The following is a 13,377-nucleotide window of genomic DNA, read 5'->3' on the forward strand; positions in this document are numbered from 1 at the left end:
ACCAAGGAGTCACCGATGTCCGAAACACTGCTCAAGACCCCGCTGCACGCCCTGCACCTGGAACTGGGCGCGCGCATGGTGCCGTTCGCCGGCTACGACATGCCCGTGCAGTACCCGCTGGGGGTGCTCAAGGAGCATCTGCACACCCGTGAGCAGGCCGGCCTGTTCGACGTCTCGCACATGGGCCAGATCGTCCTGCGTGGCAGCGACGCCGCCCAAGCCCTGGAAACCCTGGTACCGGTGGACATCCTCGACCTGCCGCCGGGCATGCAGCGCTACGCCATGTTCACCAATCCGCAGGGCGGCATTCTCGACGACCTGATGGTCGCCAACCTGGGCGACGACACCCTGTTCCTGGTGGTCAACGCCGCCTGCAAGGACCAGGACCTGGCCCACCTGCGCCAGCACATCGGCAATCGCTGCGAGATCCAGCCCCTGTTCGAGGATCGCGCCCTGCTCGCCCTGCAAGGCCCGGCGGCGGTCAAGGTGCTGGAGCGCCTGGCCCCGGAAGTCGCCGGCATGACCTTCATGCAGTTCCGCCCGGTGCAGCTGCTGGGCCAGGATTGCTTCGTCAGCCGCTCGGGCTACACCGGTGAGGACGGCTACGAGATCTCGGTGCCGTCTGCCGCCGCCGAGGCCTTGGCCCGTCGCCTGCTGGCCGAACCCGAAGTGCAGCCCATCGGCCTGGGGGCACGCGACTCGCTGCGCCTGGAAGCGGGCCTGTGCCTGTATGGCCATGACATGAACACCGAGACCACCCCGATCGAAGCCAGCCTGCTGTGGGCGATCTCCAAGGTGCGCCGCGCCGATGGCGCCCGTGCCGGTGGATTCCCTGGCGCCGAGACGGTCTTTGCCCAGCAGCAGCTGGGCGTGCAGCGCAAGCGCGTGGGCCTGCTGCCCCAGGAGCGCACACCGGTGCGTGAGGGCGCCGAAATCGTCGATGCCGACGGCAAGAGCGTCGGCCAGGTGTGCAGCGGTGGCTTCGGCCCGACACTCGGCGCCCCCGTGGCGATGGGTTATGTCGATAGCGAACATGCCGCGCTGGATACCCCCTTGTTCGCCCTGGTGCGCGGCAAGCAAGTTGCCTTGAAAGTCAGCAAAATGCCTTTCGTGGCACAGCGTTACTACCGTGGCTGAATGAGTGGATCGGGCAGGCTCGACATATTCGTTTTCGAACCTGCCCAATAACTTCTGAACATAGCGCCAGGCCAGGCGCCACGCCGTTTCCGACAAATCGTTCGGTTATCGGGAAAAGCCTGATTTTCGCGTGTCCGGAGGGCTTGTTTTTCGCTCGGCAGTTGGCGTAGAGTCACTGCACTGTGTTTGCATGGGTCGCAACAGTTCGTGACCTGGGCCAGTAGCTGCAATCTGCTACAACCCGTTCGACGTCTCTTACTTTCCTGCAACCCAGCCCGGTAATCTTTCGCTTACAGAATGATGCGAAAGTAACTGTCATTAAAATTGAGTTCCATAGGAAGAAAGACAATGTCGACTCGTCAGAACGGTACCGTCAAGTGGTTTAACGACGAAAAAGGTTACGGCTTCATCACCCCAGAAAGCGGTCCGGATCTGTTCGTACACTTCCGCGCTATCCAAGGCAACGGCTTCAAGAGCCTGAAAGAAGGCCAGAAAGTGACCTTCATCGCTGTGCAGGGCCAGAAAGGCATGCAAGCTGACGAAGTCATTCCAGAAGCGTGACTTCCTTGAAAAAGCCCCTGTGTTGACGCACAGGGGCTTTTTTATGCCTGCAATTCCATAGAATGGGCCTTTGCCATCTGGAGCTGTCATGCATGTCCAAGCCTCTGCTCAATCCCCAGGGTGATTACCCACCAGTCGGCCTGGGCCGTCGCCTGGCCGCGATGTTCTACGATTTCCTGCTGTGCACCGCCCTGCTCATCGTCACCGCCGGCGCCTACAAGCTGATCCAGATGGCGATCATCGGCGAAGCGCGCATGCGCGAGCTGACCGAGGCAGGGGCGCTGGATGGCGATCCGCTGCTGTCGACGATCCTGCTATTCGCCCTGTTCGGCTTCTTCGCCAAGTTCTGGACCCACGGAGGCCAGACCCTCGGCATGCAAGTGTGGGGCGTGCGGGTGCAGAACGCCGATGGCAGCGCCATCAGTCTGTGGCAGGCGCTGCTGCGCTTCGTGGTGTCGATCGCCTCCTGGCTGTGCCTGGGACTGGGCTTCCTCTGGTCGCTGTTCGACAAGCGCCAGCGTAGCTGGCACGACATCTACTCCGAAACCCAGCTGGTACGCCTGCCCAAGCGCAAGAAGTAGCCTTGCCGCATCCTGCCGGAGCCAGCCTTGCTGGCGAGTGCGACAGGCACAAAAAAGCCGACCATGAGGTCGGCTTTTTTGTGCGGCCCAGGCTATCAACCGGCCCGTCGCATCAACCACACACCCGCCACCGCACAGACCGCCGCCGGGATCAGCACCGCCAGCAACGGCGGGAAACCGAACACCTGGCTCGATGGCCCCAGCAAGTCGCCGACGATACGGAAGGCGAAACCCACCAGCACACCGGTGAACACGCGCTGGCCAAGGGTCACCGAACGCAGCGGGCCGAAGATGAAGGAAATCGCCATCAGCACCAGTGCCGCAGTCACCACCGGCTGCAGGACCTTGGTCCAGAACGCCAGCCAGTAACGCGAGTTGTTCAGCCCCTGGTCGGCCAGGTAGTGGATGTAATCCCACAGCCCGGTGATCGACAGCGACTCGGGGGCCAGTACCACGGTGTTGAGCAGCTCCGGGGTCACCGAGACATCCCAGACTTCCTCCGGCACATTGACCACTTCGGTGCGGTCGCCATGGAAGTAGGTGGTGGCCACCTCGCTCAGCACCCACTTGCCATCCTGGTACAGCGCCTTGCGGGCGAAGCTGGAGGTCTGGATCTTGCGCTGGTCGTCGAAGCGGTAGCGGGTCACGCCCAGCAGCAGGCCATTAGGCTGCACGGCGTTGATGTGCACGAATTCCTCGCCCTGACGGTGCCACATGCCGCGCTTGGAGCTCTGCGCCTCGCCCCCCCCCTGGGCCAGCGAACGATCGGCCTGGGCCTTGTTCTCGGTGACCGGGGCAACATATTCGCCAACCAGCAGGCCCACCAGCATCAGCACCAGCATCGGCTTCATCACCGCCCAGACGATACGGCCGATGGACACACCGGCGGCACGCATGATGGTCAGCTCGCTGCTGCTGGCCAGGCTGCCCAGGCCGATCAGGCAGCCGATCAGCGCGGCCATCGGCAGCATGTCGTAGAGCCGCCGTGGCGCGGTGAGCAGGACGTAGACGCTGGCGTCCATCACGGTATAGGTGTCGCTCAGGTCGCTCATCTCGTCGATGAAGGCGAACAGCGATGCCAGGCCGAGGATGATGCCCAGCACGGCGAAGATGGCCAGCAGCACGCTCTGGCCAATGTAGCGATCCAGTTTAACCACGGGCCACCTCCGCACGGCGGGCGGCGCGCTTCAGACGCAGCGGCTCCCAGTACATCAGCGCCAGGCCGATCAACAGGAACAGGCCATGGACCCACCAGATACCCAGCGAGATAGGCAGCTTGCCTTTCTCCAGGGCGCCACGCACGGAAATCAGCATCGTCAGATAGGCCATGTACAGAAGGATCGCCGGCAGCAGCTTGAGGAAGCGGCCCTGGCGCGGATTGACACGGGACAGCGGCACGGCCAGCAGGGTGACCACGAACACCAGCAGCGGCAGCGACAGGCGCCACTGCAGCTCGGCACGCTCACGCGTCCCCTCGTGGCCGAACAGCTCCAGGGTCGGGATCGCCTCGCGGTCGGTCACCTCCTCGGCGACCTCCGGCTTGGGCAGCAGCACGCCATAGGTGTCGTACTTGATGGCCCGGTAGTCGGCCTGGCCTGGGTTGCCGTCGTAGCGATAGCCATTTTCCAGTACCAGGTAACGGTTGCCATCGGCCTGCACTTCCTGGTGGCCCTTCTCGGCAACCAGTACCGAAGGCGCGCGGTCCTTGGTCTTGTCCTGGTTGAAGCGCTTCTCGGAGATGAACACGCCGCCCAGGTTGATCCGGTCATCGGACAACTGTTCGGTGTAGGTCACCCGCGAACCGTCGCGCAGTGTCTGGAAGCGACCCGGCACCAGCGTGTCGAACTCGGTCAGGGCATCCTGCTGGGCGACGATCTTCTGCACCTGGGCCACGCCCAGGGGCGACAGGCTCATGCTCAGCCAGGCCACCAGCAGCGCGACCAGCGCCGCCGGTGCCATGGTCATGGCCAGCAGGCGTTGCTGGCTCATGCCGGTGGCCGACAGCACGGTCATCTCACTCTCGAGATACAGCCGGCCATAGGCGAGCAGGATGCCGAGAAACAGCCCCAGCGGCAGGATCAGTTGCAGGAACCCCGGCAAGCGGAAGCCCATGATCATGAACAGCACGCCCGGGTCGAGCACGCCCTGGGCCGCCTGGGCCAGGTACTTGATGAAGCGCCCGCTCATGATGATCACCAGCAGCACGGCGCTGACGGCGCTCAAGGTCACGAGGACCTCGCGGGATAGATAACGGAAGACGATCAAACCAGACACTCCTGGGTTGTCAGGGGCGGACAGCCAAACGAACGATTCGGACAGCCAAGATCAATGCCGGTTCGCCAGGGGCGAACCTCCATGTAAAGTGCGCGCATTATCCTGTGATTGACAGCGCCTGTCACTTGGCCGCGCATGACGTTGCATGTCGGGGTTGTCATGCGGGACACCGCAGGCTCAAACTGACGCCTTTGCCGCTGGCCAGCCAGGCTTGGCGGCCGTGTATTCCGAGCGCCTGCGAAAGACAGCGCCAACTGACAGATCATTACGGGGACCCCAGACATGGAACTGGTTGTAAAAAGCGTAGCCGCTGTTTCCGTCAAGACCGCCACCCTGGTCGTACCGGTGGGCGAAGGCCGCAAGCTCGGCGCCACCGCCAAGGCCGTCGACCAGGCCAGCAACGGCGCCATTGCCGCCGTGCTCAAGCGCGGCGACCTGGCCGGCAAGCCGGGCCAGACCCTGCTGCTGCACAGCCTGCCGGGCCTGAAGGCCGAGCGCGTACTGCTGGTCGGCAGCGGCAAGGACGAGGCCCTCGGTGATCGTGCCTGGCGCAAGCTGGTGGCCAGCGTCGCCGGCGTGCTCAAGACCCTGGGCGGCAGCGATGCGGTACTGGCCCTGGACGACGTCGCCGTCAACGGTCGCGACGGCCACTACGGCAAGTATCGCCTGCTGGCCGAGACCCTGCTCGACAGCGACTACGTGTTCGATCGCTACAAGAGCCAGAAAGCCGAGCCCCGTGCCCTGAAGAAAGTCACCCTGATCACCGACAAGGCCGGCCAGGGCGACGCGGAGCGTGCGGTCAAGCATGCCACCGCCATCGCCACCGGCATGGCCTTCACCCGCGACCTGGGCAACCTGCCGCCGAACGTCTGCCACCCGAGCTTCCTCGCCGAACAGGCCAAGGACCTGGGCAAGGCGCACAAAGGGCTCAAGGTCGAGATCCTCGACGAGAAGAAGATCAAGGACCTGGGCATGGGTGCGTTCTACGCGGTCGGCCAGGGCAGCGACCAGCCGCCACGCCTGATCGTCCTCAACTACCAGGGCGGCAAGAAGAGCGACAAGCCCTTCGTGCTGGTCGGCAAGGGCATCACCTTCGACACCGGCGGCATCAGCCTCAAGCCGGGCGCCGGCATGGACGAGATGAAGTACGACATGTGCGGCGCCGCCAGCGTGTTCGGTACCCTGCGCGCCGTGCTCGATCTGAAGCTGCCGATCAACCTGGTGTGCCTGCTGGCCTGTGCCGAGAACATGCCAAGCGGCGGCGCCACCCGTCCGGGCGACATCGTCACCACCATGAGCGGTCAGACCGTCGAGATCCTCAACACCGACGCCGAAGGCCGCCTGGTGCTGTGCGACACCCTCACCTATGCCGAGCGCTTCAAGCCGCAGGCGGTGATCGACATCGCCACCCTGACCGGCGCCTGCATCGTCGCCCTGGGCAGCCACACTTCCGGCCTGATGGGTAACAGCGACGAGCTGGTCGGCCAACTGCTGGACGCCGGCAAGCGCGCCGACGACCGCGCCTGGCAGTTGCCACTGTTCGACGAGTACCAGGAGCAACTGGACAGCCCGTTCGCCGACATCGCCAACATCGGCGGCCCGAAAGCCGGCACCATCACCGCCGGCTGCTTCCTGTCGCGCTTCGCCAAGGCCTACAACTGGGCCCACCTGGACATCGCCGGCACCGCCTGGATCAGTGGCGGCAAGGACAAAGGTGCCTCGGGCCGTCCAGTCCCGCTGCTGACCCAGTACCTGCTGGACCGCGCCGGCGCCTGACGGCGCACGCCGATGGCGCCTTTTCGCGCCATCGGCGGGCATTGACGAACCATGAGCCAAGTCGATTTCTACATCCTGCCCACCGACTCGCTGTCGCTGCGGCTGGATTTTGCCTGCAAGCTGTGCGAGAAGGCCTGGCGCCTCGGCCACCGAATCTACCTGCACTGCCAGGATGAGGCCCAGCGTCATGAGCTGGATGAGCGCCTGTGGCGCTTCAAGGGCGAAGCCTTCATTCCCCACGATCATGCCGAAACGCACCCGGATGCCCTTGTCGCGCTGGGCATCGGCGACGATCCCGGCCCGCACCGGGACCTGCTGATCAACCTCGGCGGCGATGTGCCCGGCTTTGTCGGGCGCTTCGAACGGGTCGCCGAAATCGTCGTCGAGGAACCGGCCATCCGCCAGGCCGCCCGCGAACGATTCCGTTTCTACCGCGAACAGGGCTATGCTCTGCAAGACCACCGCTTACAGCGACTTTGACGACGATGGACAAGCAGCTCTCCTCCCTCACCCATTCCGCCCACCTGCTCGACGATCTGGAATCGATCCGCGAGCTGCTGGGAGACGCCGACCTGCAGCCGCCGCTGCTGACCGAGACGGTGGAACAGATTCCGCTGCTGCTCGACGAGCCCGCCGTGGCCGCGCCCGTCAACGTGGCAGCCACACCTGCGCCACCCCCGGTGACCACGACGCCGGAAGAAGATGCCCAAGCGCGCCGCCAGGACACCCTGCTGCACCTGGATGCCGAACTGCGCGCCGCCGCGCAACTGATCATGCAGGATGTGATCAACGACTTCACCCCGCACATCGAGACCGAAATCAAGCGCCGTCTCGATGCACGCCTGGAGCGCCTGCTCAAGCGCCCCGAGTGATCATTCGTCCGAATCCCGGGGCAAGCGCGCCGCCACGGTAACGCGTGCAAGCGCGCTTGCCCCGGGATGGGACCTACACCTGTCTTGAAACGCGCAGCTTCGTTATACTTCCCGGCTTTCCCGAACAAATGCCATAGGGTCCCGCCGCGCATGGACAAGACCTACCAGCCGCACGCCATCGAAACTTCCTGGTACAACACCTGGGAGTCCGAGAACTATTTCGCTCCACAAGGTGCAGGCGAGTCCTACACCATCATGATCCCGCCGCCGAACGTGACCGGCAGCCTGCACATGGGCCACGGTTTCAACAACGCGATCATGGACGCCCTGATCCGCTTCCGCCGCATGCAGGGTCGCGACACCCTGTGGCAGCCAGGCACCGACCACGCCGGTATCGCCACCCAGATGCTGGTGGAACGCCAACTGGAAGCCAAGGGCCAGAATCGCCACGACCTGGGCCGCGACAAGTTCCTGGAAAAGGTCTGGGAATGGAAGGACCAGTCGGGCGGCAACATCAGCCGTCAGATCCGTCGCCTCGGCTCGTCGGTAGACTGGAGCCGCGAACGCTTCACCATGGACGACGGCCTGTCCGAAGCGGTCAAGGAGGCCTTCGTGCGCCTGCACGAGGACGGCCTGATCTACCGCGGCAAGCGCCTGGTCAACTGGGACACCAAGCTGCACACGGCGATCTCCGACCTCGAAGTGGAAAACCACGACGAGAAGGGCCACCTGTGGAACCTGCGCTACCCGTTGGCCGACGGCGCCAAGACCGCCGAAGGCAAGGACCACCTGGTGGTCGCCACCACCCGTCCGGAAACCCTGCTCGGTGACGTCGCCATCGCCGTCAACCCGAACGACGAGCGCTACCAGGCACTGATCGGCAAGTTCGTCGAACTGCCGCTGGTCGGCCGTCGCATCCCGATCGTCGCCGACGACTACTGCGATCCGGAGTTCGGTACCGGCTGCGTGAAGATCACCCCGGCCCACGACTTCAACGACTACGAAGTCGGCAAGCGTCACAACCTGCCGCTGCTGAACATCTTCGACAAGAACGCCACCGTGCTGGCCGCCGTGCAGGCGTTCAACCTCGACGGCAGCGTCAACGAGCAGCTCGACACCTCGCTGCCGGCCCAGTACGCCGGCCTCGACCGTTTCGTCGCGCGCAAGCAGATGGTCGCCGACCTCGACGCCCAGGGCCTGCTGGTCAGCATCGACGACCACGCCCTGAAGGTACCGAAGGGCGACCGCTCCGGCACCGTCATCGAGCCGTGGCTGACCGACCAGTGGTACGTCTCCACCAAGCCGCTGGCAGAGCCTGCCATCGCCGCCGTGGAAGACGGTCGCATCCAGTTCGTGCCGAAACAGTACGAGAACATGTACTTCTCCTGGATGCGCGACATCCAGGACTGGTGCATCAGCCGCCAACTGTGGTGGGGCCACCGTATCCCGGCCTGGTACGACGAGGCCGGCCAGGTCTATGTCGGGCGCGACGAGCAGGAAGTCCGTGCCAAGCACAACCTCGGCGCCGACGTGACCCTGCGCCAGGACGACGACGTGCTCGACACCTGGTTCAGCTCGGGCCTGTGGACCTTCTCCACCCTGGGCTGGCCGGAACAGACCGAGTTCCTGAAGAAATTCCACTCCACCGACGTGCTGGTCACCGGCTTCGACATCATCTTCTTCTGGGTCGCCCGGATGATCATGCTGACGATGCACCTGATCAAGAACGAGGACGGCACCCCGCAGGTTCCGTTCAAGACCGTCTATGTCCATGGCCTGGTGCGTGACGGCCAGGGCCAGAAGATGTCCAAGTCCAAGGGCAACGTGCTCGACCCGCTGGACATCGTCGACGGCATCACCCTCGACGCCCTGCTGGAGAAACGTACCAGCGGCATGATGCAGCCCAAGCTTGCCGAGAAGATCGCCAAGCAGACCAAGGCCGAGTTCCCCGAAGGCATCGCCAGCTACGGTACCGACGCCCTGCGCTTCACCTTCTGCTCGCTGGCCTCCACCGGCCGTGACATCAAGTTCGACATGGGCCGCGTCGAAGGCTACCGCAACTTCTGCAACAAGATCTGGAACGCCGCCCGCTACGTGCTGGACAAGGGCGAGGATTGCGGCCAGAACGGCGAAGCCTACGAGCTGTCGCTGGCCGATCGCTGGATCATCTCGCAGTTGCAGCGCACCGAAGCCGAAGTGACCCGCCAACTCGAGCAGTTCCGCTTCGACCTGGCCAGCCAGGCCTTGTACGAGTTCATCTGGAACCAGTACTGCGACTGGTACCTGGAGCTGTCCAAGCCCGTGCTGTGGGACGAGAACGCTCCAGTCGAACGCGCCCGCGGCACCCGTCGCACCCTGGTACGCGTGCTGGAAGTGGCCCTGCGCCTGGCCCACCCGTTCATGCCGTTCATCACCGAAGAGATCTGGCAGCGCATCGCGCCGCTGGCCGGCATCGAAGGCAAGACCATCATGCTGCAACCGTGGCCGGTAGCGGTCGAGGCCCGCATCGACGCCGCCGCCGAAGGCGACATCGAGTGGCTCAAGGAACTGATGGTCGGCCTGCGCAACATCCGCGCCGAAATGAACATCGGCCCGGGCAAGCCGCTGCCACTGTTCCTGAAGAACGCCAACGCCGACGACCAGCGTCGCCTGCAGGAAAACGAAGCCCTGCTCAAGAAGCTGGCCAAGGTCGAGTCGTTCACCGTACTGGGCGACGCCGACGAGGCGCCGCTGTCGGCCACCGCGCTGGTGGGCGACCTGCAAGTGCTGGTGCCGATGGCCGGGCTGATCGACAAGGATGCCGAACTGGCGCGCCTGAACAAGGAAATCCAGCGCCTGCAAGGCGAAGTGGCACGCGTGGGTGGCAAGCTGTCCAACGCTGCCTTCGTCGACAAGGCCCCGCCTGCGGTGATCGAGAAGGAACGCGCCAAGCTGGCCGAGTCGGAACAGGCCCTGGCCAACTTCACCGAGCAGCATGCGCGGATTGCCGCACTGTAATATTCAGTGAAGCCATCGCGGGGCAAGTCCGCTCCCACGCCATCCTCCACTTCTGGGGCGAGGACGTGGGAGCGGGCTTGCCCCGCGATGCTTTACAGGACCGAAACCATGACCGAAAAACCCACCCTGCACCCGCGCAACCGCCACCAGGGCCGCTACGACTTCCCCAGCCTGATCAAGGCCCACCCTGACCTGGCGCGCTTCACCATCACCAACCCCCACGGCAAACCCAGCATCGACTTCGCCAACCCCGAGGCCGTACGCGTGTTCAACCGTGCCCTGCTCAAGGCCCAGTACGGCATCGAGCACTGGGACATCCCCGCCGACTACCTGTGCCCACCGATTCCCGGCCGGGCCGACTACATCCATGTCGCCGCCGACCTGCTCGCCGAAGACAACGGCGGCGAGGTTCTGCGTGGCGCTCAGGTGCGCGTACTGGACATCGGCGTCGGCGCCAACTGCATCTACCCGCTGCTGGGCCACAGTGACTACCGCTGGCGCTTCCTCGGCGCGGACATCGACAGCGTCGCCCTGGCCTCGGCCAAGGCCATCGTCCAGGCCAACAAGCTCGACAAGGCCATCGGCCTGCGCCTGCAACCTGATCGCAAGCACATCCTCGGCGGCCTGCTGCAAACCGACGAGCGTTTCGACCTGACCCTGTGCAACCCGCCGTTCCATGCGTCACGCGAAGAGGCCACCCGTGGCAGCCAGCGCAAGTGGAAGAACCTCGGCAAGCAGGACCCCAAGCGCAAATTGCCAGTGCTGAACTTTGGCGGGCAGAACAACGAGCTGTGGTGCGAGGGCGGCGAGATCCGCTTCGTTTCCCAGTTGGTCGCCGAGAGCGTGCCCTGCGCCGCGCAGGTATTGTGGTTCACCAGCCTGGTGTCCAAGGCCAGCAACCTGCCGGGCATCGAGACGGCCCTGAAGAAGGCCGGCGTGAAAGCCCTGCGCATCGTCGAGATGGGCCAGGGGCAGAAGCAGAGCCGCATGGTCGCCTGGAGCTTCCATGACGATGAAGCGCGCAAGGCGTGGCTGGCCAGATAAGATTGCCGCTCCTGCCGAGGTCGCACGGCATGAATCGCAGGCATTAAAAAACCGCGCCCGGGCAAGCCGGACGCGGTTTCGTCAACGCAGCAACAATTACTTGTTGATGGCGTCGCTCAGAACCTTGGCAGGAACGAACTTGACGACTTTCTTGGCAGCGATTTCGATGGCAGCGCCAGTCGAAGGGTTGCGGCCGGTACGGGCAGGACGCTCGGAGACTTTCAGTTTGCCGATGCCTGGCAGGGTGATTTCGGCGCCGTTTTCCAGTTGGTCGGCAACGATCTGGCCCAGTTGCTCCAGAGCAGCGCGCGCGGTGGTTTTCGGCGCGTCGATCGATTCAGCGATATCGGCAATCAGTTGGTCTTTGGTCAGTGCCATGGTGGTGTTCCTTCCCTATCAAATCAGAGGTTGTGCAGCGTGCTTGGTCGGTGGTCGGGCCAGCCCGGGACAATCCAGAGGCCGCGTCGATCGCGTATGTAGATACACAAATCGGCGTTTGGTTCGACACCCCGCAAGCGATCTGCCAGCAATGCGCCACCCAAGGGGCGCAAGACCGCGCAAAGCTACCACATGAATCGATAAATATCCGCTGCCAGCTTCGATTTTGTGCAGGTTTTTCGGGGGTTTTCGGAAAAACCGCAAAAAATTGAACAAAAAACGAACAACCGGCATTTCCGCCAACATCTGGCCACTGCATCGTCCCCACGCTGAGGTAAACTGGGCGACTTTTGCAGCGCGGCCCCCACCGCCCACGACACCGAGAATTCCATGCCAATCCGACATTGCATCGTTCACCTGATCGACAAGAAGCCCGACGGCAGCCCCGCCGTGCTCCATGCCCGCGACAGCGAACTGGCAGCGTCCGACGCCATCGAGAACCTCCTGGCCGACCTCAACGACAGCTACAACGCCAAGCAAGGCAAAGCCTGGGGCTTCTTCCACGGCGAATCTGGCGCTTACCCGTTCAGCGGCTGGCTCAAGCAGTACCAGGATGGGGAAAAAGACTTCGCCACCTTCAGCCGCATCGCGGTCGAACACCTGCAAAAGCTGATGGAAGAGTCCAACCTGTCCACCGGCGGTCATGTACTGTTCGCCCACTACCAGCAAGGCATGACCGAGTACCTGGCCATCGCCCTGCTGCACCACAGCGAAGGCGTGGCGGTGAACGCCGAACTGGACGTGACGCCGTCACGCCACCTGGACCTGGGCCAGTTGCACCTGGCCGCGCGGGTCAACCTGTCGGAATGGAAGAACAACCAGAACTCCAAGCAGTACATCTCGTTCATCAAGGGCAAGAACGGCAAGAAGGTTTCGGACTACTTCCGTGACTTCATCGGTTGCCAGGAAGGCGTCGACGGCCCGGGCGAAACGCGTACCCTGCTCAAGGCCTTCAGTGATTTCGTCGAGAAGGAAGACCTGCCCGAAGAGGCCGCCCGGGAGAAGACCCAGACCCTGGTGGACTACGCCACCACCCAGACCAAGCTGGGCGAGCCGGTGACCCTGGAGGAGCTCTCCAGCCTGATCGACGAAGACCGCCCCGAGGCGTTCTTCGATCACATCCGCAACAGTGACTACGGGCTGTCGCCGGAGATTCCAGCCGACAAGCGCACCCTCAACCAGTTCCGCCGCTTCACCGGGCGCGCCGAAGGGCTGTCGATCAGCTTCGAGGCGCATCTGCTGGGCTCGAAGGTGGAATATGACGAGGAAGCCGGGACACTGGTGATCAAGGGCCTGCCGACCCAACTGATCGATCAGCTCAAGCGCCGCAAGGATTGAGACTGGCAGCCTCTCGCGCCTGCAGGAGCGAAAGAGCGGCTGCTAGCCCCCAATAGCGGCATAGGACGCTACCAAGGCCTCCTTCGCCGCCTTGCACAGTTTCTTCACCAGGCGCTCCTGGCGCAACGCCTCGCCCTTGTCTGGCCATTGCTCGACATACACCAGCGCCTGCGCCGGACTGGTCTTGAAATAACGCGCCCCCTGCCCCTTCTGGTGCTTGATGAAGCGCCGCTGCGGATCGTCGCTGATACCGCAGTACAGTGACCCGTTGGCCGCACGCACCAGGTAGACGTACCAGGGTTTGCCCTCGGCGGATGGAAGTGTTTCGCTCACGGCTCGATTCGATACAACTGAAGATG

At 63.8% G+C, this 13,377-nt stretch carries 13 protein-coding genes; 9 read left to right on the forward strand and 4 right to left on the reverse strand.

Going from position 1 to position 13,377, the window contains the following annotated elements:
- Positions 1–15: 15 nt before the first annotated feature.
- From gcvT to F3J43_RS04675, 3 genes are all read left to right on the forward strand, one after another.
- Complete coding sequence (gene gcvT / locus F3J43_RS04665) at positions 16–1,137, forward strand: glycine cleavage system aminomethyltransferase GcvT (protein WP_166883654.1); 1,122 nt, start codon at positions 16–18, stop codon at positions 1,135–1,137.
- A gap of 348 nt (positions 1,138–1,485) precedes the next feature.
- Positions 1,486–1,698 (forward strand): cold-shock protein, encoded by a 213-nt coding sequence (locus tag F3J43_RS04670; RefSeq protein WP_166883655.1) that lies wholly within the window; start codon positions 1,486–1,488, stop codon positions 1,696–1,698.
- Between the two features lie 92 nt (positions 1,699–1,790).
- On the forward strand, positions 1,791–2,279 hold the full coding sequence (locus tag F3J43_RS04675) for an RDD family protein (protein ID WP_166883656.1): 489 nt from the start codon (positions 1,791–1,793) through the stop codon (positions 2,277–2,279).
- Between the two features lie 95 nt (positions 2,280–2,374).
- Here F3J43_RS04675 and lptG read toward each other — a convergent pair whose 3' ends face one another.
- Both lptG and lptF read right to left on the reverse strand, forming a co-directional pair.
- A complete protein-coding gene (gene lptG, locus F3J43_RS04680; RefSeq protein WP_166883657.1) occupies positions 2,375–3,436 on the reverse strand; it encodes an LPS export ABC transporter permease LptG in 1,062 nt (353 codons plus the stop codon).
- Complete coding sequence (lptF, locus tag F3J43_RS04685; protein WP_166883658.1) at positions 3,429–4,544, reverse strand: LPS export ABC transporter permease LptF; 1,116 nt, start codon at positions 4,542–4,544, stop codon at positions 3,429–3,431. The genes lptG and lptF overlap by 8 nt, the downstream gene beginning before the upstream one ends.
- Positions 4,545–4,835: 291 nt before the next feature.
- Here lptF and F3J43_RS04690 point away from each other — a divergent pair, with 291 nt between their 5' ends.
- The 5 genes from F3J43_RS04690 (at position 4,836) to rlmF (ending at position 11,242) form a co-directional block, all read left to right on the forward strand.
- On the forward strand, positions 4,836–6,329 hold the full coding sequence (locus F3J43_RS04690) for a leucyl aminopeptidase (RefSeq protein ID WP_166883659.1): 1,494 nt from the start codon (positions 4,836–4,838) through the stop codon (positions 6,327–6,329).
- A 51-nt stretch (positions 6,330–6,380) separates the two neighbouring features.
- On the forward strand, positions 6,381–6,809 hold the full coding sequence (locus tag F3J43_RS04695) for a DNA polymerase III subunit chi (protein ID WP_166883660.1): 429 nt from the start codon (positions 6,381–6,383) through the stop codon (positions 6,807–6,809).
- A gap of 5 nt (positions 6,810–6,814) precedes the next feature.
- Complete coding sequence (locus F3J43_RS04700; RefSeq protein WP_166883661.1) at positions 6,815–7,201, forward strand: DNA polymerase III subunit chi; 387 nt, start codon at positions 6,815–6,817, stop codon at positions 7,199–7,201.
- Between the two features lie 150 nt (positions 7,202–7,351).
- Complete coding sequence (locus F3J43_RS04705; protein WP_166883662.1) at positions 7,352–10,198, forward strand: valine--tRNA ligase; 2,847 nt, start codon at positions 7,352–7,354, stop codon at positions 10,196–10,198.
- A 108-nt stretch (positions 10,199–10,306) separates the two neighbouring features.
- Positions 10,307–11,242: a 23S rRNA (adenine(1618)-N(6))-methyltransferase RlmF gene (gene rlmF, locus F3J43_RS04710; protein ID WP_166883663.1), complete on the forward strand. Its 936-nt coding sequence runs from the start codon at positions 10,307–10,309 to the stop codon at positions 11,240–11,242.
- Positions 11,243–11,338: 96 nt separating this feature from the next.
- Here rlmF and F3J43_RS04715 read toward each other — a convergent pair whose 3' ends face one another.
- Entirely contained in the window at positions 11,339–11,620 is a 282-nt protein-coding gene (locus tag F3J43_RS04715) for an HU family DNA-binding protein (protein ID WP_166883664.1), read from the reverse strand.
- 390 nt (positions 11,621–12,010) lie between these two features.
- On the opposite strand from F3J43_RS04715, the gene yejK reads away from it, so the two are divergent.
- Positions 12,011–13,018 (forward strand): nucleoid-associated protein YejK, encoded by a 1,008-nt coding sequence (gene yejK, locus F3J43_RS04720; protein ID WP_166883665.1) that lies wholly within the window; start codon positions 12,011–12,013, stop codon positions 13,016–13,018.
- Between the two features lie 42 nt (positions 13,019–13,060).
- On the opposite strand, the gene F3J43_RS23985 is transcribed toward yejK, so the two are convergent.
- Positions 13,061–13,351, reverse strand: a complete 291-nt coding sequence (locus F3J43_RS23985; protein ID WP_166883666.1) for a GIY-YIG nuclease family protein — start codon at positions 13,349–13,351, stop codon at positions 13,061–13,063.
- Positions 13,352–13,377 lie beyond the last annotated feature (26 nt).

Source organism: Pantoea sp. Cy-639, assembly GCF_011752525.1.
GTDB lineage: Bacteria > Pseudomonadota > Gammaproteobacteria > Pseudomonadales > Pseudomonadaceae > Aquipseudomonas.